The 24,925-nt window shown below is 32.8% G+C and carries 19 protein-coding genes and 1 riboswitch; of the genes, 3 read left to right on the forward strand and 16 right to left on the reverse strand.

Going from position 1 to position 24,925, the window contains the following annotated elements; genetic code table 11:
• Nucleotides 1-13: 13 nt before the first annotated feature.
• Complete coding sequence (locus bsdtw1_RS16250) at nucleotides 14-1,051, reverse strand: SDR family oxidoreductase (RefSeq protein ID WP_183278606.1); 1,038 nt, start codon at nucleotides 1,049-1,051, stop codon at nucleotides 14-16.
• A gap of 251 nt (nucleotides 1,052-1,302) precedes the next feature.
• Here bsdtw1_RS16250 and bsdtw1_RS16255 point away from each other — a divergent pair, with 251 nt between their 5' ends.
• Nucleotides 1,303-2,145 carry a helix-turn-helix transcriptional regulator gene (locus tag bsdtw1_RS16255; protein ID WP_183278607.1) on the forward strand — a complete coding sequence of 281 codons (843 nt, stop codon included), beginning with the start codon at nucleotides 1,303-1,305 and terminating at the stop codon, nucleotides 2,143-2,145.
• Between the two features lie 215 nt (nucleotides 2,146-2,360).
• Here the strand turns inward: bsdtw1_RS16255 and bsdtw1_RS16260 are convergent, their stop codons facing one another.
• From bsdtw1_RS16260 to bsdtw1_RS16290, 7 genes are all read right to left on the reverse strand, one after another.
• Nucleotides 2,361-2,777 (reverse strand): MaoC family dehydratase, encoded by a 417-nt coding sequence (locus bsdtw1_RS16260; RefSeq protein ID WP_183278608.1) that lies wholly within the window; start codon nucleotides 2,775-2,777, stop codon nucleotides 2,361-2,363.
• 58 nt (nucleotides 2,778-2,835) lie between these two features.
• Nucleotides 2,836-4,230 (reverse strand): GntP family permease, encoded by a 1,395-nt coding sequence (locus bsdtw1_RS16265; protein WP_183278609.1) that lies wholly within the window; start codon nucleotides 4,228-4,230, stop codon nucleotides 2,836-2,838.
• Nucleotides 4,231-4,310: 80 nt separating this feature from the next.
• Entirely contained in the window at nucleotides 4,311-5,855 is a 1,545-nt protein-coding gene (locus bsdtw1_RS16270; protein WP_183278610.1) for an acyl CoA:acetate/3-ketoacid CoA transferase, read from the reverse strand.
• 279 nt (nucleotides 5,856-6,134) lie between these two features.
• The gene (locus bsdtw1_RS16275; RefSeq protein WP_183278611.1) at nucleotides 6,135-7,859 is read right to left on the reverse strand and encodes a sigma 54-interacting transcriptional regulator; all 1,725 of its coding nucleotides are present in this window, start codon (nucleotides 7,857-7,859) and stop codon (nucleotides 6,135-6,137) included.
• A gap of 381 nt (nucleotides 7,860-8,240) precedes the next feature.
• Entirely contained in the window at nucleotides 8,241-8,438 is a 198-nt protein-coding gene (locus bsdtw1_RS16280) for a CDGSH iron-sulfur domain-containing protein (protein WP_183278612.1), read from the reverse strand.
• A gap of 4 nt (nucleotides 8,439-8,442) precedes the next feature.
• Nucleotides 8,443-8,691 carry a CDGSH iron-sulfur domain-containing protein gene (locus tag bsdtw1_RS16285; RefSeq protein ID WP_183278613.1) on the reverse strand — a complete coding sequence of 83 codons (249 nt, stop codon included), beginning with the start codon at nucleotides 8,689-8,691 and terminating at the stop codon, nucleotides 8,443-8,445.
• A gap of 157 nt (nucleotides 8,692-8,848) precedes the next feature.
• Complete coding sequence (locus tag bsdtw1_RS16290) at nucleotides 8,849-11,452, reverse strand: RyR domain-containing protein (RefSeq protein ID WP_183278614.1); 2,604 nt, start codon at nucleotides 11,450-11,452, stop codon at nucleotides 8,849-8,851.
• 475 nt (nucleotides 11,453-11,927) lie between these two features.
• On the opposite strand from bsdtw1_RS16290, the gene bsdtw1_RS16295 reads away from it, so the two are divergent.
• Nucleotides 11,928-15,947, forward strand: coding sequence for a family 43 glycosylhydrolase (locus tag bsdtw1_RS16295; RefSeq protein WP_183278615.1), 4,020 nt, complete (start codon nucleotides 11,928-11,930; stop codon nucleotides 15,945-15,947).
• A gap of 53 nt (nucleotides 15,948-16,000) precedes the next feature.
• On the opposite strand, the gene rlmD is transcribed toward bsdtw1_RS16295, so the two are convergent.
• The 7 genes from rlmD to bsdtw1_RS16330 all read right to left on the reverse strand — a co-directional run bounded on the left by rlmD (nucleotide 16,001) and on the right by bsdtw1_RS16330 (nucleotide 22,900).
• Entirely contained in the window at nucleotides 16,001-17,356 is a 1,356-nt protein-coding gene (gene rlmD, locus bsdtw1_RS16300) for a 23S rRNA (uracil(1939)-C(5))-methyltransferase RlmD (RefSeq protein WP_183278616.1), read from the reverse strand.
• A 13-nt stretch (nucleotides 17,357-17,369) separates the two neighbouring features.
• Nucleotides 17,370-17,771 carry an RDD family protein gene (locus bsdtw1_RS16305; RefSeq protein ID WP_183278617.1) on the reverse strand — a complete coding sequence of 134 codons (402 nt, stop codon included), beginning with the start codon at nucleotides 17,769-17,771 and terminating at the stop codon, nucleotides 17,370-17,372.
• Between the two features lie 169 nt (nucleotides 17,772-17,940).
• Nucleotides 17,941-18,771 (reverse strand): MetQ/NlpA family ABC transporter substrate-binding protein, encoded by an 831-nt coding sequence (locus bsdtw1_RS16310; RefSeq protein ID WP_183278618.1) that lies wholly within the window; start codon nucleotides 18,769-18,771, stop codon nucleotides 17,941-17,943.
• A gap of 35 nt (nucleotides 18,772-18,806) precedes the next feature.
• Nucleotides 18,807-19,616, reverse strand: coding sequence for a MetQ/NlpA family ABC transporter substrate-binding protein (locus bsdtw1_RS16315; RefSeq protein WP_183278619.1), 810 nt, complete (start codon nucleotides 19,614-19,616; stop codon nucleotides 18,807-18,809).
• A gap of 23 nt (nucleotides 19,617-19,639) precedes the next feature.
• Nucleotides 19,640-20,299, reverse strand: a complete 660-nt coding sequence (locus bsdtw1_RS16320; protein ID WP_183278620.1) for a methionine ABC transporter permease — start codon at nucleotides 20,297-20,299, stop codon at nucleotides 19,640-19,642.
• A complete protein-coding gene (locus tag bsdtw1_RS16325; protein ID WP_183278621.1) occupies nucleotides 20,292-21,257 on the reverse strand; it encodes a methionine ABC transporter ATP-binding protein in 966 nt (321 codons plus the stop codon). The genes bsdtw1_RS16320 and bsdtw1_RS16325 overlap by 8 nt, the downstream gene beginning before the upstream one ends.
• Nucleotides 21,258-21,357: 100 nt before the next feature.
• A riboswitch (SAM riboswitch) is annotated at nucleotides 21,358-21,473 on the reverse strand.
• Between the two features lie 191 nt (nucleotides 21,474-21,664).
• On the reverse strand, nucleotides 21,665-22,900 hold the full coding sequence (locus bsdtw1_RS16330) for an MFS transporter (RefSeq protein ID WP_183278622.1): 1,236 nt from the start codon (nucleotides 22,898-22,900) through the stop codon (nucleotides 21,665-21,667).
• Between the two features lie 116 nt (nucleotides 22,901-23,016).
• Here bsdtw1_RS16330 and bsdtw1_RS16335 point away from each other — a divergent pair, with 116 nt between their 5' ends.
• Nucleotides 23,017-23,763: a sulfite exporter TauE/SafE family protein gene (locus bsdtw1_RS16335; RefSeq protein WP_183278623.1), complete on the forward strand. Its 747-nt coding sequence runs from the start codon at nucleotides 23,017-23,019 to the stop codon at nucleotides 23,761-23,763.
• A 112-nt stretch (nucleotides 23,764-23,875) separates the two neighbouring features.
• On the opposite strand, the gene bsdtw1_RS16340 is transcribed toward bsdtw1_RS16335, so the two are convergent.
• Nucleotides 23,876-24,367, reverse strand: a complete 492-nt coding sequence (locus bsdtw1_RS16340; RefSeq protein ID WP_183278624.1) for a hypothetical protein — start codon at nucleotides 24,365-24,367, stop codon at nucleotides 23,876-23,878.
• Between the last annotated feature and the right edge of the window lie 558 nt (nucleotides 24,368-24,925).

Below are 24,925 nucleotides of genomic sequence, written 5' to 3' on the forward strand. Positions count from 1 at the left end.
TGTTGATCTTATATCATATTTTTTCAATTATTGATTTTCCTGTCTCAATAATTGTTTGTTCAACACTGTAGTCTGGTTTCCAATTCAAGATTTTACAAGCGTTATCACTACTCATTTTATAATTAATTCCTAAATCTGAACTAGTGTACCTAGCCATTGAGCTAAAAAGGGCCGCAAATTTTAATATAAAACTAGGAATTGTTCGATTTGGTATTTTCTTAGCTGTTTCACCAAGATTATTCTTTAAAATCATCCCTAACTGTTTCATAGATATGGACTGATTGTTAGAAATAATGAAACGTTCTCCAGCAGCACTAGGTGTTTCTAATGCTAATATGTGAGCCTTAGCTAAATCACGTACATCAACTATAGGAAAATACAAGTCAAAAAATCCTGGTAAGTGACCTGATAACATCATTCCTATTAATTGATTAGAGCCAGTGGCTTTCTTAGCGATAACAGGCCCCATAACTGCTACCGGCAAAATAGTTGTAAGTTCCAAATTTCCGCTCTCTCTCTTAATAAATTCCCAAGCGCTTTTTTCAGCAAGAGTTTTGCTTTTATAGTAAGCATTAAGTTTGGTGTCATGAGCAAGATTACTCCAATCTTTTTCAGTAAATGTATAATCATTTCTAGCAGTTGTGTACCCCATACCCGCAGCACCAAAAGCTGAAGTCATGACTACTCTTTTGACACCAGCATTTTTAGCTGCTCGTAATACCCTTAAGGTTCCTTCCTTAGCTGGTATAATCAGTTCATTTTCATCTTTTGGCATAACTGATGGGAGAGGAGATGCCACATGTAGCACATAAGTTACATTGGCTACAGCAGCTGCCCAACCAGCATCCTTTGTTAAATCTGTTTCAAAAAACTGCAACTCTTTATTAGTAGGTTGTCCGAGCTCTGCTAATGCTTCTCGAACTTCTTCTTCTCGTTTAAACGAACGAACGGTGGTTCGAACGGAATAACCCTTCTTTAGTAATTCAGCTATGATATATGTTGCGATATAGCCTGACCCTCCAGTAACAAGTACAATTTCTCTTTTTTGCATTTTTTTACCCCTTTCGATCGGTTAATAGTTATCATCTTTTTAAGACTGTTGTTCTTTCTGACTTTAAGTACTGCTACCTCAAGTTAGATATTAATACAATTCTGATGCTTTTATAATTCAGAAAACTTTTATCCTTCCTATGAGTTATAAACTTAAATTTGTACTTATCTTATCATTTGTCTTATACTAGTAATAGGAGTGTATTTATACTAGTATTATTACTACTACCATAAAGAAAGGCTATAAATTCTATGGATAATTCAAAACAAAGATATAAAGAATTTGGAGATTTTCTGAAAACTCGTAGAGCAAGGATATTACCCTCACAAGTTGGCTTACCTGAAGGTACACGCCGCCGAACTCCTGGTCTTAGACGTGAGGAAGTTGCTACTCTTTCAGGGGTCGGTTTAACATGGTATACATGGATTGAACAAGGACGTCCTATACAGGTATCTACACAAGTGCTTGAGAGTTTAGCAAGAACCTTGATGCTCGATAAGCAGGAGACCATACATCTTTACACTCTTGCCGGTCAAGCACCACCAACGAGCTTTCCAAATTACGATGAATCTGTTGACCCGATGCTGCAGCATGTTCTGGACAGCTTAGAATTTTCTCCCGCACTAATTATGGATGTTCGTTTAAATGTGATTGCGTGGAATAATGCTGCTTCAAAGCTCTCCTTGAATTACGGTAAAATCAATATTTATAGGCGCAACATTCTCAGAATTATGTTTACAAATGAAGATTTCAAAAAAACATTTACTGATTGGAGCTCTGCCGCACAAGGGATGATTGCAAGATTTCGTTCTGTCTACAGTAAATTTATAGACGATCCTTGGATCGAAGAATTGGTAAGTGAACTTAAACGCGAAAGTAAAGAATTTGATTTATGGTGGTCAATGCATAATGTTAAAACAGAGGATACTCGATTTAAAAGCATTATTCACCCAGTCTTAGGCAAGTTAGATTTTGAAGAAACAAGTTTATTGGTTGCCGATAATACCAGCTTACGAATGAGTATATTTACACCTTTGGCTGGGACAGATACAAAAGAAAAGATAAAGCAATTTCTAATAAGTCAGAACATTTAATTTGACTTTGTATTTTAAAAGTCACCTACTTAAATAATTATTATAACTGAAAACTAACAAATAATTATATTTAATTTTTATCGAAGCTGTTTATTAAAGCTCCATAAAGAATAAAAATAAAGATTGGATTAATAAAATTCACTTAACTTTAATACAAAAAAAACAGTGTGAATCTTATTCATTTAAGATTCACACTGCTTTTAGATAACTTGTCTTTATTTAGGCGGCATTATAGTTGCAACGCCTATCAGTACTTCAACACCATCTTGGTTTGTACATATAGTACTTAATTTTATTCTATTCTTATCTTCACGCTTCTCTATAACCTCAACTTCAGCTTTAATTGTATCTCCTATTCTCACTGGAGCAACAAATTTAAGTTCTTGTCCAAGATATATTGAACCTGGTCCTGGCAATCGCATTCCAAGTACCGCTGATACTAAACCAGCTGTTAACATGCCATGAGCAATTCTTCCTTGAAACATTGTTTTTTCTGCCTCAACTTGATTTATATGAGCTGGATTTAAATCTCCTGTTATACCAGCATATAAGTAAACATCAGTTTCTGTAATGGTCTTTTGAAAAGATGCTTTATCACCAATATTTATTTCTTTTATAGTTAAGCCCTTCATTTTCAATTCCTCCTTATATAATAACTTTTCATCTATGAACTAGTAAGCAAGCTCCTTATTAAACAAAATGTAATATGCTTTGTAAAGCTATTAATACAAATACAGTTCCTGTCTTAATACAAGTGATCACAAAAATATCTTTATATGATTGTTTGTGAGTTAATCCTGCAATTCCAAGTAGAGTTATAACTGCACCATTGTGAGGCAATGTATCCATTCCACCTGAAGCCATAGCAGCAACACGATGAAGTAATTGTGGATTAATTCCAGCAGTATTTGCCCAACCTAAATATTGCTTACCAAAAGTATCAAGTGCTATACTCATTCCACCAGACGCAGAACCTGTAACTCCTGAAAGCACATTTACTGTTACTGCTTCTGAAAGTAATGGGCTACCATTTGGATTAATATTAGTTAAAGCATGAGCTATAGATTGAAATCCTGGTAAAGTTTTTATAACATTACCAAAGCCCACTTCTGATGCTGTATTCATAACAGCTAGTAGCGATCCAACTGCACCAGCATTGATTGCTGAAGCTAAATTACCTTTCATACGCTTTGGATTGATACAAATTGCAAGGAGAATACCAAAAACAAGTGCAATCATTAAAGCCCAGTTATTCATTGAACCTACAACACTAGCCTGTGGAATATTATAAGGAGCTTTAGTAACCCAAGAAACTATATCCCATTTAGGGAATACTAGTTTTTGTAAAATCAAAGTCACTCCAAGTACAGATATTAATGGTAAGGCTGATATAAATGGATTTGGCAAACTTCCATCTTCAACAAGCACTGGCTCATTTTTATGATTTTCTCCATAGCCTTCTCCATTTGCTTGAGCTGTACGTTTACGCCACTCAAGATAAGATACACCACATACTAAAACTATAATCGCACCTAAGGTTCCAAATATAGGAGCAGCATAAAGATCTGTGTTAAAGAACTTCATTGGTATAGAGTTTTGAATCTGAGGGGTTCCTGGAAGTGCATCCATAGTAAATGTGAAAGCACCAACTGCTATAGTAGCAGGAACAAGTCTCTTTGGAATATCTGCTTCTTTAAATATTGCTGCGGCAAATGGATACACTGCAAATGCAACAACGAAAAGACTTACACCACCATAAGTTAAAATGGCTGCTGATAAAATTACAGATAACATAGCACGCTTTTTACCCAATTTTTCAACTATAAATTTAGCGATAGATTTTGCTGCACCGGATTGTTCCATAACTTTTCCAAATACAGCACCTAATAAGAAGAACGGAAAGTAAACCTTTACGTAATTACCTAAGTTAGGTAGAAATATTTCCGTATAGGTTGGCATTACTGCCATTCCAGAAAATATAGCTGCAGCAATTGCAAATATAGGTGCAAACACAATAACTGAGAATCCTCTATAAGCCATAACCATTAACAATACTAAGCTTAATAAAATACCTATAACCGCCATATATAAAACCTCCATTTATTTATTATTTTTTCATTTAACAACCACTTTTTCTAACCATAGTTATTTTTCACATTTATAAATTACTTGAGATTCATAATTTCATCTTTAAAGATTCTTTCATCCATGAGCTTTAAATTCTGTGATATTATTGGTCTAAAATCCATTTGATCCAGAATATCTTTTTCTAGATTTACTCCCGGAGCTATTTCTTCTAACTCAACTCCAGCACTGGTCAACCTAAAAACTGCTCTTTCAGTTATATAAAGAACTGATTGGTTTACTTCTCTTGCATAATCTCCACTGAAAGTGATTTGCTCAACATCCTTGATAAATTTCTTTGATTTACCTTCGTTATCAATGATTAGCTTACCATCAGAAATATTAATCTTAAGACCTCCTGCAGTAAAGGTTCCACAGAAAACAACCTTTTTTGCATTTTGAGTTATATTTATAAAACCGCCACAACCAGCTATCTTAGGACCAAATTTACTTACATTGATATTTCCTTTTTCATCGCATTGGGCTAGTCCTAAAAATGCTACATCTAAGCCTCCACCATCGTAAAAGTCAAACTGAGAGGATTGATCTATTATACTATCTGGATTAATCGCTGCTCCAAAGCTTAGACCACCAGCTGGTATTCCTCCAATTGGCCCCGACTCAATTGTAAGTCTCAAGGTATTACCTATATTTTCTTCATTTGCAACCATAGAAATACCCTCTGGCATTCCGATTCCTAAATTTGCAATTGCATTTGGCACAAGCTCCATAGCACAACGTCTAGCTATTATTTTTCTTTCATCCATCGGAAGACATTTTATAGAATTTGCTGGCATTTTTATTTCTCCACAGAAAGCCGGATTAAAAGCTTCTGCAAAGGTCTGCATGTGATCTTCTGCATTGGCTACAACCACAGCATCTACAAGTATTCCTGGAATCTTTACAAGTCTTGGATCTAAATTTCCTTTTGATACTATCTTTTCAACCTGAAGGATAACCTTTCCACCAGAATTTTTTGCTGCCTGAGCCATTGAAAGTCCATCAAGCGTAGCAGCTTCTTTTTGAAGACTGGCATTCCCTTCCTCATCTGCGTAAGTAGCCCTAATTATTGCTACATTTATAGGAAAAGCTTTATAGTAAAGATACTCTTTATCGTCAATCTCGATAACCTTTACAATATCTTCAGTAGTAAAATCATTTAATTTTCCGCCTTCAACCCTTGGATCTACAAAAGTTTTCAAACCAACATGAGTAATTGTTCCTGGCTTTCCTGCTGCAATATCTCTGTAGAGACTTGATATTACTCCTTGAGGAAGATTATAAGCTTTTATCTTATTCTTAATTGCTAGCTCTTGAACCTTAGGAGCCAGCCCCCAATGTCCTCCTATTACTCTAGAAAGAAGACCTTCTTGTCCTAAATGATTTAAGCCTTTTTCTTTCCCATCTCCTTGACCTGCTGCATAAACAAGAGTTAAGTTATTTGGAGCACCTTTCTCTAGATAAATTTCTTTAAGCTTCTTCGTAACTCCCTCAGGGTGTCCAATACCTATAAAGCCGCCTACTGCCACTGTGTCTCCATTTTTTATTAAGGAGATTGCTTGTTCCGCCAACATTACCTTGCTCATATTTTCTCCTCCTTTTCATATACTCCATAAAGTAAAAGTGTAATATTTATTAATAAGTTCGCTTTCACTTATTTATATAGCAACATTCATGCCAAAGCTTCAGAGATAAAATAAACGTAAATAAAGGGTCTTATCTGCTTTAAAGGTATACAAATCTTATAAAACTCAAATTTTATGTTCACATTTCCGTACATTAATTTAAGTAAACATTTACATAGTGTGCGTTCTTCCGAACAATTATAATAAATAAAAAAAGTAGTTGTACGAATCTCCGTACAACTACTTCTCTATTTTATATTTTTCTATTTTTTCGTACAAACTAGTACGACCTATATCTAAAATTTTTGCTGCTTTTGTTTTATTTCCATCTGCTGCTCTAAGTGCAAGAATAATAGCATTCTTTTCACTTTCTTCTAAGATGTCCTGAAGCTTTTTAGGAATTATTGATGTTTTTTTACCTGTAATTTCTTTAGGTAAATCATCTACACCAATTACATCACTATCTCCCATAATATTAATTGCTCTCTCTAACATATTTTCTAGTTCTCTAACATTACCTTTCCATTCATAGGTTTTAAGATATTGTTCAGCCTCTTTTGTCATTCCTTTAACCTTCTTATCTAAACTCACTGAAAGTTTTTTGATGAGATGATTAGATATAAGTATAATATCATTTCCTCTCTCTCTTAAAGGTGGTATTTCAATTGTTACAACATTGAGCCTGTAATATAGATCTTCACGAAACTTACCCTCAGAGACTAATCTTTCAAGATTTCTATTAGTAGCTGCAATTATCCTTATGTTAATCTTCCTGGTTGCAACTCCACCAATCTTTTCAACTTCTCTTTCTTGAATTACCCTTAGAAGTTTCACCTGCATATGAAGTGGCATATCTCCAATTTCATCTAAAAATATTGTACCTTCATTTGCGATTTCAAATTTTCCGATTTTCCCTTCTTTTCTTGCACCTGTAAAAGCCCCCGCTTCATATCCAAATAGTTCTGACTCAAGCAAATCACTTGGAATAGCTGCACAATTAACCTTAACAAAAGGCCCCTCATAACGACTACTCTCTGAATGTATAGCATGTGCAAAGATTTCCTTACCAGTGCCGCTTTCTCCTAAAATAAGTACATTTGAACTAGTATGAGCTGCTTTTTTCACTATAGCCTTAGCTGAGCAAATAGCCTCACTTTCACCTATAATGTTTTCAAGGGAGTAACTAGCTGTATTAAATTCCTTAAATCTTGATTTATAATTGGCTAATTCTTTTTCTATAGCACTTATCTTTTTGTAAAGACTATTTAGTTCTTTTACGTTTCTAAATAATACCTTTCCTACAACCCCAATAACCTCTCCATTTTTAATTATAGGTATTCTTGAGGCGATCATATAATTTCCTTTAATCCTGTGAAGCTGTGCTACTTCTTCTTTCCCTGTTTCAAGTACTATTGGCATTCTTGTATTCTCTATAACTTCAGTTACATGTTTACCTATTACATCTTCACTTTTTATTCCTAAAAAGTCCTTATATGCCTTACTCATCATGGTGATTATTCCATTCTTATCTATAATCACCATACCATCATAAGCTGTCTCAATTACAGTATTTAATATTTCACTACTGTTTTTCTCTTCATCAAGCTTATGAAGAAGTTCATTGTAATTGGTTATATTATTGAAAATCAGTATTGTTCCCTCTAAATTTTCACCATTATATATAGGTATAACATTTAATATTAAACTTAATTCATTAATAACTATAGGCTTTTTAACTTCTTCTTTTTTAGTTGATAGAAAATAAGACAGTTCCGAATCCTGTATTAATTTATTAATATCCTTACCCAAACTACTTTTGCAATCTAAACCGAAAAGAATACTAGCTGATTCATTGATAAAGAATATTTTGTTACTATTATCAACTATAATTATTTCATTAAATATATTATCTAGTATTATTTTCATTTCATTAAAATTACTCAAGGATAATGATTCTTTCATCATACTAGTACCTTCTTCCTTTTAAATTTTATGCTCTTAAATAGTCTCAAAAAAATATAATAAATGATATTTCCAAATTTTCACCATGCACAAATTATAGTACGATACCTTAGTTTTTCACTGTTGCTTATAATCTTACCTATATACAAAATATAGAAATAGTATAGCTTACACAATTTAAAATTACAATTTTTTATAAAAAATTTAACTTTCTTGTATATTTAGTGATACTAATATATCTCCTTCTTTCAGGTTTTAAGAAAAGCGAACTTTATGTAAAATTTGACTATCTACAAATACACCTCTATTTCATTTTACAATAATATATTTTATTGCAATAAAACAAAAGCCTACGCAATATGCATAGACTTTATAAATATATAATTATTTTGCGCGAACTTTGCTCTCGAACTTCCCTCTATGAGAACCATCGCAATGTGGTTTATTTTTTGATAAGCCACATCTACATAGATGAAATTCAGGATTAGTTCCCATACTTTTACCTTCACCATCAATTAATTCTACTTCACCTTTTACAATAAGTGGAGCGTCATCAAGTACTTGAATTTTAATATTTTCCATGGTTCTACTCCTCCTTTAGCTTATCATGTGTTCCATCACAATATGGAGGATTGCTAGTATGCTTACATCCGCATAAATAAGCCGTTCCATCTTTTTCAGCAGTAAATGCCAATGGTTCAAATGAAGTGCCTTGATGTGCTCCATTACAAAATGGTTGATTTGAACTTCTGCCACATGTACAATAATAATAAGTTTCACCCTTTTTAAGTTCAACAGGAATAGGTGATTTTTGTGCTATTATAGGTTTTTCCATAATTACCGCTCCTCTTTATTTTGTCTATTGATTTAGCTAATACTATTCATTTCAATATTATTATGTCAAGACATATATGTTATATACTTATATATACAACTTTATAAACAACTTTTTTGATTTTATAACAATTTTATGTGATAATCTATTCTTTTTACTATTGCATTGAACCTTTAACATATCCTTGAGATTCGCAATAGCATAAATACTTTAGCCTCTCTATCTTAAAATTAGAATTAGCCAATATTTCCGGCCAAGCTTTAATATAAGATATTATATTATTTTTCTCATCTAAGCCCAGGTTATCCCATGGCACCAAAGAAGGATGGGTTCTTCTCTTCTCCTCTAACTTATCACCATATTTCCACCCCTCATCTTTCTTTTGTAGCGACCAGCGCTTGTGTTCATATTCAGCTAAAATATCCAGTTCTCTTTCTGTAAATTCAATTATTTCTGGTTTTTCTTTAACAGACATTATATCGTAATTTATTTTATTTAAGGCATTAGGGATATATCTCACTCTATCACGAATAGAATTTTTAAATTCTTCATCAATATCCTCCCATGGCTGCATGCACGTTAAACCTGACTTAAGAGTATCTTTATAAATTTCTTTGTGAGTATGATAAAGGTCCATAGCAAGTTTCTCAATTTTCTCACTAAAAAATGCATCTTGCATTAGTAGACGTAAAAATTGTTCTGCATCAACATGAAGTATTAACTGTTCCTTTGATGGCAGATGCGATTGCTCCCACTTTTTTGCTCCACTGAGCGAGCTCATTTCAAGTATTGCTTCCATAGACCTTGATTCATGTTTATACCTTGATATTTTAAGAAGTGCCCGTAATACTCCATTATCTATTTGAGCTTCACCTCTATCATTTATGAGATAAGGGGTTTTGCGCTCCAGGAGTGAACGTAAAAGCATGGCTCTGCGAATTACAAATAATTGATCCCAATGTTCATCTGTTTGATTTGGCCCTAAGATATTCACATAACCCCTTAGCCTGCTTATAAAATCCGGCCCCTTCCTACTTTGGAATTCTTTAAAAAATAGCTTATATTCCATTTCATCATTAATATCTTCTCCGCTGAATTCTTTAAAGGTACTGCTTGTGCCTCCTGCAAATACAAAAATCGCTTTACCAATGGGGTGTATAGAGTCGCCTTCTCTGAACACCCCGTCCTGCATAGGTGCTAAGAAATACTTGAGCCAGCCTAATCTACCTTCAAGGTAAGAATCAAATTCATCAAAAAATACAAGTGGAAGCTTTCCTTTCAGGGAAAAATCTCTTACCCTATGAAAAGCTGCTATCAAATCTGAAAGAGACTGAAATTGAGACAAATTAAAATTTAATTTTTCAATCAATGCTGGTGCGATGCTTGAAGCAACCTCCGAAACTCCAAAGGATTTTCCTGATCCAGGTGTTCCAAAAACAGCGATAGAAAGCGGTCGAACTATGCTTTTTGCTGAAACGTATTCTGAAATTAGATTTTTAATACTTCTATACCCCTCAATTTCTGCCCTATCTACAGTTTTCAAATTACCAAAAGTTGCTATCGGAATAAATTTAAGTGCACTTTTTTCACCATTCTTAACAATATCATAGGCTATTTCAGCCAAACTAGTTGAACTTTTATCTTTAATAATATACCAGCATGCCTGACAGTTTGGATTATTTGTATTTCGTATTGGTACTTCCTGTATGTGTTCTTTGAAAATAAAATCATTTTCGCTTTCAGTAAATATTGATGGGTTAGGAAAAGTACTTTCATTGACATTAATCCCAAAACCATAAATGAAGTATTTTTGGGCAGCAACCATTCCTTCTCGAATTCCTTCATCTATACTTCTGCTAAAGCTCTCATTATTAGCTATTGCCCGAGTAATAGACTTTGCTAAACCTGCCACAAAACTTGAGGTCAATCCATACATTTTACCTTGGTTTTCTTTGATAAATCCCCCCTCAAACTCGTAGGTTAAGAAGTATAAATGAGATTCTATGCCTTCTTGCTTTTTATAGTAAATAGCTCCTTCAAGACCAAAAGGCACAATAAGATGCTGACAGTTAGCGAGAAAGCAAAGGTTTGGATTATTATTCATCTGCCAGACAAAATCTAATGAAGTTCTTTCCCAAGAAAGTCCTTTACTTATGTTAACACCTTTAGAGCGCAAATCATCTCCATTTATAACTACTATTGTGTTTTCAATATGAAATTCTTCAATATGGTTCCAAAGCATGCTGGAGCAGTTTGGATTATTCATTTTATAAATGATTATTGGTGATTTATTATGAGATTTTAAGGCCAATGGCCAAAATTCTTCATTAGTATTAAAACCATTATTTTCATCATCTATTATGACCAGATCAGCATTCTCATCATCGTCTTCAATTGAGAACTGTTTAGGTATACTTTTAGTCGGACCTGTAAATCCCATAAACTGGTTTACCCTGTAAACTTTATGATTATTTTTTTCCTCTGAGTCCACCGGAAAAAGTTCTAATTCCACAGTAGAAAGAAGTGTTTCTTCATTTAAGCTCTCCTCAATATTTTGTATTTTTTGCGAAAGTACTGTTGCACCAGTTGATATTGCTGTTAATTTTGATAAAAGTACTGCATCACCTGGTTTAAAAGCACTATGTACATGTGGATAATATCTCCAACTTAATTCCCTGTTACACTGTTCATGTGTTCTCCACTGTAGTAAGTTAATACAAACATCTCCTGATACCGCAATCTTTATTTTTCTATTTTCCATAGTTCTATTCCTTCTTTCACAATATTGTATACCTAGCACCTCCTCGAATTTTTCATCCTTTTATTAGTTTTTCATTATTATTAACTTTTATTTATAAATAAATTAATTTCTGCTAAAAGAACTCATCTGCGATTTATAAACCTCCCAGCTCTTTTTCATAGAAACTTCGTTTATCTTTGTCTGAAATACTTAACAGTTCACAATAATTTCATCAATATTCTAATACCATATGATTAATTCGCTATCATTATTTGCTTTAGATTAGTATAAAATATATTTATACTTTTGCTAGTATAAAATTTCTAATTTAGTTGTTTTCATACAAAATAAATAATATAATTATATAGTAATATCTAAAACATTTTAATAAAATCTATAACATATATAATATCTAAAATACTTCATAAAAATATATAACGTTAATTGTTTTTGATATTCAATCTGGTAAAAATCAAAATATACAGGGGGGATTTATTTGTTAACAAAAACTTTAACGAGATTGACATCAAAGCTAGCTTTAAGTTTGACAAAAACTAAATCGTTTTCAAAAAGATTTGGTAGATGCGTGAAAAAAGGCATCAAAAGGGGAATAGCCGTAGGATTAACGGCTACTATGATATTAACTCCGATTCAAGGACTTAACGTTATGGCATCTACAACAGATCAAACTACAGCTTTAACTGACGCGGATCTAGCTTCAGCATATTCAAAAACATCTGTAGATCGTGTATCGGTGCATGATCCTTCAATTATTTCAGACGGAAAAGGAACCTATTATATTTTTGGATCACATTTAGCTTTTGCCAAATCAACAGACTTAAAAAACTGGACACCATTTACAAACAACATTAATACAAATTACAAAACTTTATTTGCTAAAGAATTTAATTGGGCTAAAATGGGCGACAGTGTATATGATCCTTCAGGAAACATGTGGGCTCCTGATGTTATTTATAACACTACTTTAAACAAATGGTGTATGTACATTAGTATCAACGGTTGTTCATGGAATTCATCTATTGCAATGCTTACAGCAGATAGCTTAGATGGAGATTGGACTTATGTAGGAACTGTTATTTATTCAGGCTTTACTGATGCAAATAATAATCATGATTTTGCAAACACTGATTTTACAAAAGTAACAGGTCTTACTACACTTCCAAGCAGATATATATCAACTAAATATACCTGTTCAGATAATTCAACAACTACTGCAACAACCACATGGAATAATAGTTATGGTGCACATGCTATTGACCCTACTGCTTTTTACGGTCAGGATGGAAAACTTTACATGACCTACGGTTCTTGGTCAGGCGGTATATATATTATTCAACTTGATCCAGCTTCAGGTTTAAGAGATACAGCTACTACTTATAGCTATTCTGCAGGTAACTCTGATCCATACATGGGAATCAAACTTGCAGGTGGAAGTGGTACTTCTGGAGAAGCTTCTTATGTTCAATATATTGATGGGTATTATTATTTGTTTATATCAGATGGTGGACTTGTAGCAAAAGGCGGTTACAATGTTAGGGTTTACAAAGCTTCTAATCCAGAAGGTCCATATACAGATGTATCTGGCCAATCACCAAAATACTCTACTTATACTGTAAATACCAATAATGATGTTGGTACAAGGCTAATGTCCTATTATAAATGGAATTATCAGAAATATGCTCAAGTAGCTCAAGGACATAACTCAGCTTTTGTTGATTCCGATGGAAAGGCATATATTGTTTACCATACAAGAACAAATGATGGTTCAGAAGGATTTACTGACAGAGTCCATCAATTATTTACAACGAAAAATCATTACCTAGTAGAAGCTCCTTTTGAATATAACGGAGAAACTGTTTCAAAGACAGGCTATGCAGCTTCTAGTGTTACTGGTTCCTATGAAGTTATTTTACAGAAACAGAATATTAATTATTCAAATCTTGAATATTGCAGTGGTCAAAATATGACTTTAAATGCAGATGGTACTATTTCCGGTGATTACACAGGAACATGGACAATGGATGCTAATGCACCTTATGTTACATTAAATGTTGATGGAACTACTTATGAAGGTCTTTTTGTTGAACAGACAATTGAAGGGACCAATGTAAATACAATGGCATTTACTGTAGTTGGAACAAATGATACATGCATATGGGGAGCTGAATATCCATCTGATGAGGCTTCAATTGCAATGGCAAAAGATAACCTTTCAGTTACTTCTGAAACTTATTCAGATATAACTCTTCCTACTGCAAGTGTGTTTGGCTCAACAGTGAGCTGGTCCTCATCAAATACTGCTGTTATTGGAAATGACGGAAAGGTAATTACTCCAGCAGAAGATACTAATGTTACTATGACTGCAACAATATCAAAAAATAACAAGGTATATACTAAAGGTTTTAATGTATTAGTGCATAAAGCTATTAAAAATGATAGCACAATGCAAGTGCTTGGATCCGCTTTTGTAAACGATCCTCAGGACTTGTCAACAAAATTAGACGGTAGTTTGTCTATCGCTAATCCTTATAGTTCAATTCCTAATCTTGATGTATCTAAGGGTATAAAGATTAAATTTGATGTTCAGTCTACTGGAACAAAAAATGTACTAGGAACTATCATTTCCTTTATTGATGGAGGAAATGGAAAACTTTATTTCACACCAGGCTCTTATTTAGGATATAACGCTTTAGGCGGCTGGTATGATGCAAATCTTCATAACTATGGAATGGCTACTGATTATCTTGGAGATTCAAAAGATACTGTAGAAATTTCACTTACTACAAAAGGTTTTGAAGTAGATGTTAACGGGGTTAAAGCCTATGACCAATCAATAATAGGTGATTCAACCAAAGGTGCTGGAACATTATCAGATTATTATAATGTATTAACTTGGATTTCTACAACTTCTAATAAGGTGTACTTTGGCAAGGGTTCATGGTGGACAGATCAAGCAGCTAACTGCACTATAAGTAATGTATACTTCTACGGTTATCTTTTACAAACAACTAAAATGATGACTGATGCTAACGGTATGCAGGTTATAAGTTCAGCTTTTGTAAATCAGCCTCAAGATTTAACAACAAGGGCAGATGGTACTTTGTCTATGAAAAACCCTTATAAAATGATTTCTAACATTGATGCCTCTAAAGGTGCAAAGATTAAATTTGATGTACAATCTACCGGAGTAAAAAATGCCCTTGGAACCATTATTTCTTTCTTGGGCAATAGTGGAACAAACGGGAGATTATATTTTACACCAGGTTCTTATTTAGGATATAACGCATTAGGTGGCTGGTTTGATGCAAACCTTTCTAACTATAAAATGGTAACAGATTATATTGGAGATTCAAAGGCCACTGTAGAAATATCCCTTACTACAACAGGCTTTGAAGTAGACGTAAATGGTGTAAAAGCATATGACCAATCCATATTAAGTGATTCAACAAAGGGAGCTGGTACACTAACAGATTACAGTAAGGTATTAACTTGGCTTACTTCTTCAGCTAATGATATATATTTTGGTAAAGGTTCATGGTGGACAGACCAAGCAAACTGCAATATAAGCAATGTATACTTCTATGGTTATGTAGCTGATGGATCTTCACCTACAGTAGCCTTAAGTACTGCAACCTATACCTATGATGGAACACCAAAGACTCCAGCAGTTACAGTAACAGATGGTTCTACGATTCTTGTAGAAGGAACAGATTATACAGTCACTTATACTGATAATACAAATATAGGAACAGCAACAGCAACAATTGTAGGAAAAGGTAATTACACAGGAACAATAACAAAAACCTTTGCTATTACTCCGAAAGATATCACCACATTAGACGTAACCTTAGATAGTTATTCTTATGATTATGATGGAACATCAAAGACTCCAGTTATTACAGTAAAAGACGGAACCAATACTCTTGTGGCAGGGACAGATTATACAGTTGCGTACACTGATAATATAAATCCAGGAACAGCCACTGTAACTATTACAGGAATAGGAATCTACTCAGGGACTTTAACAGAAAACTTTTTAATTAACCCTAAAGACAGCAGTAAATTAAAAGTAAAATCAGGAAACTTGGTTTACACATATGATGGCACAGCAAAAACTCCAACGGTTAGTGTAAAAGACGGAAATAAGACTCTTGTAGAAGGCACAGATTATACAGTTAGTTATACTGATAATATAAATGCAGGAATTGGAAAAATAATAATTACAGGAAAAGGAGGTTATACAGAAGTAATAACCAAGAACTTTATCATTAAAGCCAAGAAAGTCTGCAAATTATCAGTATCTTCAGGAACTTCTGCTCACACCTATGACGGAAATGTTATTGTAAAGGATGGAAACATCACTTTGAAAGAAGGAAAAGATTATACAATAAGCTATTCTTATAATTCAAAAGCAGGAATTACAAAAGTAACTATTACCGGAAAAGGAAACTATACAGGAAGTGTAACAAAGACATTTTTAATTAAAACTAAATAATAATATCAAAAGAGGCTAGGATTTTAAATTAAAATCCTAGCCTCTTTTAATGTTTATTTGCTTAGTTTAACCACAGTTTCAACATGGGGAGTGTTGGGGAACATATCCATAAGCAAAGTCTTCTCTGTCTTATATCCTGCTTCCTCTAATACCTTTAAATCCGTAACTAAAGTCTTTGGATTACAGCTTACATATATTATATCCTTAGCATCGAACTTAATTACATAGTTCATTGCTACTGGGTGTACTCCACTTCTTGGTGGGTCTAATATTATTATGTCTGGTTTATCCTGAATTGTATTTATAACCTTAGCAACATCCCCAGCTATAAAGGTACAGTTATCAAGTCCGTTAAGCTTTGCATTTTCGTTAGCAGCTACTACTGCTTCTTCAATCAGCTCTACTCCAATAACCTTCTTAGCTTTTCCAGCCGCTATCTGACCTATTGTTCCTGTACCACAATATAAGTCAAAGACAACCTTGTTATCAGCAGTATCACCCATAAAGTCACGTACTATGCTATAAAGCTTTGCCGCACCTAGTGAGTTTGTTTGGAAGAATGAGAATGGAGATATCTTAAACTTAAGCCCTAACAGCTCTTCAGTTATAAAATCAACTCCGTATAATATATTTACCTTATCAGCTATAACAGCTTCAGAGAAGGAATCATTTTCCGTATGTATTATACCTTTTATATTTCCTTCAATACCTGAACTAAAAATTGCTTCCACCCAAGGCTTAAAATCATAGTTAATTTGAGTGGTAGTAACTATATTTATTAATATCTCATCATTGTGTTTTGTCTTTCTTACTATTAAGTTTCTTAAGAAACCTTCTCTTGCCATTATCTTATAATGCGGAAGTTGATCCTTCTTAAAAAATTCAACTGTAGTATCTAGAATTTTTCTATAATCTTCATCCACAAGGTGGCACTGATCAACAGTTACAATCCCAAAAGATCTACCTTTCATGTGCATTCCAAGAGTCAGGTCTCCACCTTTCTCCATATCTCCAAAGGTGAACTCCATTTTGTTTCTATATTCCCACTGAATAGGGCTGTTTTCTATATCTAAGAATTCACCTGTATCTACACTGTTTCCTTTGAAAAGATTCAACACTTGATTTTTCTTAAATTCAAGTTGCTTTTCATAAGGTATGTTTTGTGAAGAGCATCCACCACAAAAAGCATAGTGTGGGCATTTTTGTTCTAATTCATAATCTGCAGCTTCTACAACCTTTAATAATTTAAGTTCAGCGTAGTCGTTTCTCTTCTTAGTTACTTTCCCTCTGATTTTTTGTCCTGGAAAAGCATTTTTAACATATATTTTCAAATCGTCCCTGTAACCTATTCCTTGGGATGGAAATTCCATATCTTCTATTAGTAACTCTATTTCATTGCCTTTTTTCATATGTTACTCCTGTCTACTTTATTCTTAAAAGCTTCTTTCCGAATGTTGTTCCAAGCTTTGTACTTTCAATAATAGATGTACATAATACATTTGATACTATATACATAATTAAGAATATTCCTACTTTGTCTACCACTTCATAGCCTAATGCTGGTAAACACTTTTCAAATATAAAATATAATACTATTGCTAAAGCTAATGCCACAGTTTGATCCATTAAATTTCCTACAAATCTTACAAAGAAATTTGCCTTATCAGCTTTTTGTGTCTTTTCATCAGCTTTTTCTTCTCTAACTACTATATCCTCTGTAGACTTCTCAGTAACAGCTTCATCTTGCGCTGTGCTGTTATCCTCACCTACTGTATTTACCTCTTCCTTTTGTTCGTTCTCATTAATGTTTTCTTTATCTAGCATGATCATACCTCCAATAATTTATGTGTATTTTCATAGTTGACTCCTTTTTACCATTCTTTTAATATACTACATTAAGGTAAATCTGTAAATTAAAAATTGTGTTAATTACGGTAAAAAGCCTCTGACAAAGCAGAGGCTTAAATTAAATCTTACATTATATTACTAGTTATTAGAAAGCTGCAACTATGCTTCCTTTGTATGTGTCTTCAATGTACTTCTTAACTTCTGGTGAGTTTAAAGCTTTGCTTAATGCTTTTACTTTATCACTGTTTTCGTTACCTTTTTTAACAGCTAGAATGTTTGCATATGGTGAATCCTTATCTTCTACAGCTAAAGCCTTGTTAACATCAAGCTTTGCAGCTAATGCAACATTTGTGTTTATTACAGCAACATCAACATCCTTTAATACTGTTGGTAATTGAGCTGCTTCAGCTTCAGTGAACTTTAAGTTCTTTTTGTTTTCAGTAATATCCTTAACTGTTACTAAATCGCCTTCTTTTAACTTTATAAGACCGTTCTTTTCAAGTAATTTTAAAGCTCTTGCTTCATTTGTAGCATCATTTGGAACTGCTACTTGACCACCATCTTTTATATCAGCTAATTTAGTTAACTTATCTGAATAAGCTCTGATTGGTTCTATATGAACTTTAACTGTATAAGTAAGATTGTATCCTTTTTCCTTTATTGTTTCATTTAAATAAGGAACGTGTTGGAAGTAGTTTGCATCTATTGATCCTTCATCTAATGCTGTATTTGGTAATACATAGTCATCAAATACTTTAATATTTAAAGTATAGCCTTCTTTTTCAAGTAATGGCTTTACTACTTTTTCTAATATTTCTGCGTGTGGAGAAGGTGAAGCTCCAACTGTTATTACCTTATCTTCTTTCTTTGTATCTGTAGAACCTGTTGTTCCAGAATCCTTCTTAGTTCCGCAAGCTGCTAATGAACCTGCAAGTGCTAATGCTAAACCCAAAGATAAAAACTTCTTAAATTTCATAATATTTTTCCCTCCATAAATTAAATTATTTTTTGTTAGAATACCGGAATTATGCTTCCTTTGTATTGTTCTTCTATATATTTCTTAGCTTTGTCTGAAGTAAGAACTTCTGTTAAATCCTTAATCCATTTTGTATTTTCATTACCCTTTTTAGTTGCAAGTATGTTTGCATATGGTGAATCCTTTGGTTCTGAGAATAAGGTATCCTTCTTAGGATCTAACCCTGCTGGTAAAGCATAGCTTGCATTTATTATAGCAACATCAACATCTTGAAGTACTCTTGGAAGCTGAGCTGCATCTACTTCTTGAATTTCTATATTTTTTGGATTTTCAGCTATATCAACCTTTGTAACAAGATCTTTTTTGTTAAGCTTAAATAATCCTTGTGCTTCTAAAAGTTTTAATGCTCTTGATTCGTTTGTAGCATCTGCAGGAACCGCTATTACAGCTTTATCCTTTAATTCTTTTATATCTTTTACTTTCTTTGAATACGCCCCAAGCGGTGGAAGATAAATCTTCTTTACTGTTACTAAATTTGTTTTGTGATCTTCATTAAACTTTAGCAAATATGGTTCATGTTGAAATAGATTTGCATCTATTGAACCTTCTTCTAAAGCAGTATTTGGTGCTACATAGTCATCAAATATTTTTACTTCAAGCTTGTAGCCTTTTGCTTCAAAATCACTCTTTAGATAATTTAGTATCTCACCTGCTGGTTTAAGAGTAGCCCCAACTACTATATTTGTTTTATTATCTTCTTTTTTAGCTGTTTCTTCTTTTTTTCCACATCCAGCTAAAGAAAGAGCGAGTGCTGCTGTTAATACTAGTGTTAATATTTTTTTCATATATTATGCCCCCTTTTTTCTACTTATCTTAACTTCTTATAAGCAAGATTACCTATAGACTGAAGTATTTGAACCAGTATTATTAAGGTAACTACAGTATAAAACATTACTTGATTATCAAATCTTTGATATCCATAAGTTAATGCTACTGCACCAAGTCCACCGGCCCCAACTGCTCCTGCCATCGCAGAGTATCCAAGGATTGAGATTATTGAAAGTGTTATACCTGATATTATGGAAGGTAACGCTTCTTTAACCATAACCTTAAATATTATCTGCATATTCGAAGCTCCGAAAGACTTAGCAGCTTCAATTAACCCCTTGTCTACTTCCTTTAAAGCACCTTCTATAACTCTTGCTATAAATGGCGCTGCCCCTATTGTTAAAGGAACCAGAGCTGCTGTTTCACCTATACTTTTACCTACTATAAATCTTGTAAGTGGTATTATTGCAACTATTAATATGATGAATGGAAAGCTTCTAAATATATTGATTATAAAATCTAATACACTGTATATTATTCTGTTTGGCTTTAACCCATTCTTATCAGTTACTATAAGTACAATTGCTAGTATAAAGCCTAGTATACTTGCAATAATAGTTGATATTATCACCATATATAGCGACTTTCCTAAAGCTGGTACCAAAACTAGATTAAAAAACTGACTAAAATTATCACTCATTTATAGTAACCTCCCATCCAACATGCTTAGAATCTAAATAGTTTATAATGTCCTGTTCTTTATCTTTACTTACATTAATAACTAATGATCCTAGTACATCATCTCTAAATTTTTCAAGTTTACCCCAAACTATTGAAAAATCGATGTCTAGCTCTCTTGCCATTGAGGTTATTATACTTTGATGCGAGTTATCCTTAGGGAATAATATCTTTATGTTTACTCCTTCAGTTGGCAGTATCTCTTCTTCCCCAAGAAGATTTTTTAAAGCTTTAGTATGTCTTAAGAAAAGCTCTTCAACATTTCCAACTTCAAGAACTTCTCCACCTTCAAGTATTGCTACTCTTTGGCATACTTCTTTAACTACTTCCATCTGATGAGTAACTACAACTATAGTTATCCCAAGTTTTTCATTTATCTCTCTTAAAAGTGATAATATTGATTTAGTTGTTTTAGGATCAAGTGCTGAAGTAGCCTCATCACAAAGAAGAATCTTTGGTTCTAGTGCTAAAGCTCTTGCAATTGCTACCCTCTGCTTTTGTCCACCACTAAGTTGTCTTGGCTTACTTTTTGCTTTGTCTTCTAATCCTACAATCTTTAGAAGTTCATCTACTCTAGTTTTTACTTTAGCCTTTGGTATGCCCCAACATTCCATCGGTAAAGCTATATTGTCATACACATTTTTTCTTTCTAGAAGAGAAAAGTGTTGGAATATCATTCCTAGATCCTTTCTGAAACTTCTCATTTCCTTACCTTTAAGGTCTTTCACTTCTTGTCCACCAACAGTAACACTTCCTGCATTATAGGACTCAAGTCCGTTCAGACATCTAAGCAAGGTTGACTTTCCAGCCCCACTATGGCCAACCAATCCAAATATTTCGCCCTCTTTGATATCTAGATTAATGTCTTTAAGAACTTGTATATCATTGAAACTCTTATTTACACCTTCAATTTTTATCATACAAATCCCCCTAAATTGATTATTAAACAATAATTATTATCATATAAACAGAACAAAAAACGCCCGAGAATAAACTCCGGCGATATAGACCCTGAATTTACTCTCATCTCTCAACGCAAAATGCGTCGCAGGAATTGGCACCATTGTATATGTAAATGAACATATACGGGTTGCCGGGCTTCATCGGGCCAGTCCCTCCACCTCTCTAGATAAGAACGATAATATTTAATTTGTTTTCCATTGATACAACTATAATATCTTTTCCGAATTAAATCAATAGTTTTTTAAATTATTAAGAATATATTATTAATATATGAACATTATTAACAATCTATTAAAGAAACCTTTTACATTACTTTGTTATTTGTTATTTATTTATTAGTATTCCTATTGGAAGCCTGTGTATATTAATTAAGTAACTCTCTATCTAACTTTTCTTGTTTCATAACTAATGTATAAATAATAAATCCTATAATTACAGTAACTACTCCTGATATTATAAAAGCATCAGTTACGCTTAACCATTTGGATATCACTCCCTCAAACAAGCTTCCTAGTGGTGTTGCCCCTGCAAACACCATTGCATATACACTCATTACTCTTCCTCTAAATTCATTTTTGGACTTCAATTGAATTGTAGAATTAGCAGTTGTTGAAAATAACACATTAAATACCCCTGCAATAAACAATGTTACGATAGATATTCCATAATCTTTAAATACTCCTATAAATACTAACATTATAGATATCACTGCTCCTGCCAAAAACATAATTTTTCTTTTTGGTCCTCTACTTCTAGTTGCAACAGTAAAAGCAGAAATCATCGACCCAAGCCCCATTGCAGACATAAGATATCCATATCCATCAGAGTCCATATTCAGAACTTGTTTTGCGAGTAGCGGTATTAAAACACTATAATTCATAGCAAAGGTAGATACAAAAAACACTAACAATATTGTAAAGAGTATATCTTTAGAATTGAAGACATATTTTAGTCCTTCTTTTATATCTAACATCATATTTTTCTTCTCAGCATTTTGCTTTGGCTCACCGCTAACTGAAATCATATAAATACCATATACTAAAGGTATAAAACTAATTGCGTTTAATAAGAAGCAAATGAAAAAGCCAAAGAATTTAATCATTATTCCTGCAACTGCTGGTCCAACCATTCTAGCTGCATTAAACACAGTTGAATTTAATGCTATTGCATTCATCAAATCTTCTTTTCCTACAAGTTCTATCATAAAAGACTGTCTCGCTGGCATGTCTACAGCATTACAGCACCCTAGAATAGCTGCCAGAACAAGAATATGCCAATATTGTATCTGATGAGTAAACACTAAAAAGGTTAGTATAAAGGCTAGTATTCCCATTATGGACTGAGTGATAAGTAATATCTTCTTCTTAGGATAATTATCAATCAAGGCACCTGCAAATAATGAAAATAATAAAACTGGAGTAAATTGCAGTGCACTTACAAAACTTAGTTTAAGAGCAGAATCAGTTAAAGTTACTACAAGCCAAGACTGTCCTGCATTTTGCATCCATGTTCCTATAAGTGAAACTACGGATCCCATAAAAAAGAATCTGAAATCTCTATGTTTTAATGCCCCAAGGGTAAACCTCCCCCTTTTATTCATTGCTTATCCCTTCTTCCTTTACCTACGATAAAATCTTTTTAACGTCATATTTAAAATTATTACAAACTATGATAATATTTTCAATTGAGGGATAGTTCATAAGGGGGATATTTATATTGATTAGTTTAATTTTACTCTGTATTTCAGGTTTTATCGCAGCATTCGTTGACTCTATTGCTGGAGGTGGAGGACTTATCAGCCTGCCTGCTTACATGCTTTTCGGATTACCACCACATATAGCACTTGGCACAAATAAGTTTTCTTCTACTACCGCATCCTTTACTTCCTCTATTAGATTTATAAAAGAAGGAAAAGCAGATTTATCCTTACTAAAGTACATAGTACCTTTTACCTTCATCGGGGCAGTTTTAGGCGTTAAGTCAGTACTAATAATCAACCAGAGTTTTCTTACTCCATTAGTAATGATACTCATATTAATGGTTGGGGTGTATTCATTGTTCTCTAAAAACTTAGGGATTGAAAGTCATTATAAAGGAAAGACTAGAAATCTTATTTTAATTGGAACTATCTTTGGATTTTCTTTAGGTTTTTATGATGGCTTCTTTGGTCCTGGAACTGGTTCATTTTTAATTTTTGGTTTTATAAAAATATTCAAACTTGATTTTGTTGAAGCTAATGGTAACTCCAAGATTTTAAATTTTACTTCAAATATAGCATCTCTTATAACTTTTGCTATTGAAGGTAAAATTAATTATACTTACGGTATTTTAGTTGCATTTTTCATGATATTAGGTGCGCTTATAGGTTCAAAGCTAGCTCTTAAAAAAGGTTCCAAGCTTATAAAACCTATATTTGTAACAATGTCACTGGCGGTTTCAGTAAAGATGCTTTTTTCGCTTTAATTTTTACTTATAGTAATAAGGATATTATTAGCTACAGTTTTTATACTTTTAAGCGTATTGATTCAAGGCCTCTCATAAAAAAATGAGAGGCTTTAAATGTTCATTAAGCTAATTAATCTAAAACATCCCCATTTATATCCCAAGTCTCATATTTTAAACTCTTAGAAGCTTCCTTAAATTTGATAAAATATCTTTTTAAAACATCTGATTCTATGGTCATCTGCTTTTCGTCTCTTTCATCGTTTGAACCAGGATTTGCTGAATACATAACCGTAAATCTACCATTCTTCTGCTTGTACACTCCCAAACGTCTATCTCCTAAAACCAATATTTCTATATGCTCTTTAGTATATCTTCCAACATTCTCTTTATCAGGCTTTAATACTCCTTTATTTAAAGAGTCAACAATATTATTTATATCGCCTTTATTAATACTACTAGTTACATTAAATTCTGCCATTTTATTCTTCTGTATTTCATAGATATATCTAATCTCACCTATTTTATCCTTATTAATTTTATAAACTCCACTTGTATTATTGTGAAAAACAAATCCTATAATTAAAAGCATAATAATAATGAAAGCTAAATTCTTCTTATTCAAATATTCCCCTCCTCAATCAAAATCATTAGTAAACTCAACTATAGATACACTAGTTCCAAATAAAATATATATTTAATAATTCTATTGCTATTAATAGTTAACAGGAATGTCGCTTGGTTTTACTTAGATTGAACTGGATTATCTATTCCGCTGAACTGATAAACTACTTCAATCATTGGACTACAAATAAAGATTTCGATGCTTCTACGAATCTTTATTTGTATAAATTCTAATATGAAGTAGTTTATCTATACAATGATATACGAAATAATATTATAAAAGTATCATCGAATAAAAATAATTAAATATCAATAGTAAATTCCTCTGCTGCATGTTTATAATTCTTACTATCTTTAATAAAAATTACATAATTGCCAGATTGAAATTAGAATATTTTACAATAGAAAATATTTTATAACTCATGTATTGATTATGTAAATATAAAATGATATATTATAATTGTAAACATATTCATGGTTTATATTTTTTTAATATTTTGTGCAATCGCTTGCATGTTGTTTTTAAATATATCACTTCACGGAAATATATATCTTTAGG

Source organism: Clostridium fungisolvens, assembly GCF_014193895.1.
In the GTDB taxonomy this organism is placed as follows: Bacteria; Bacillota; Clostridia; order Clostridiales; family Clostridiaceae; genus Clostridium_AR; species Clostridium_AR fungisolvens.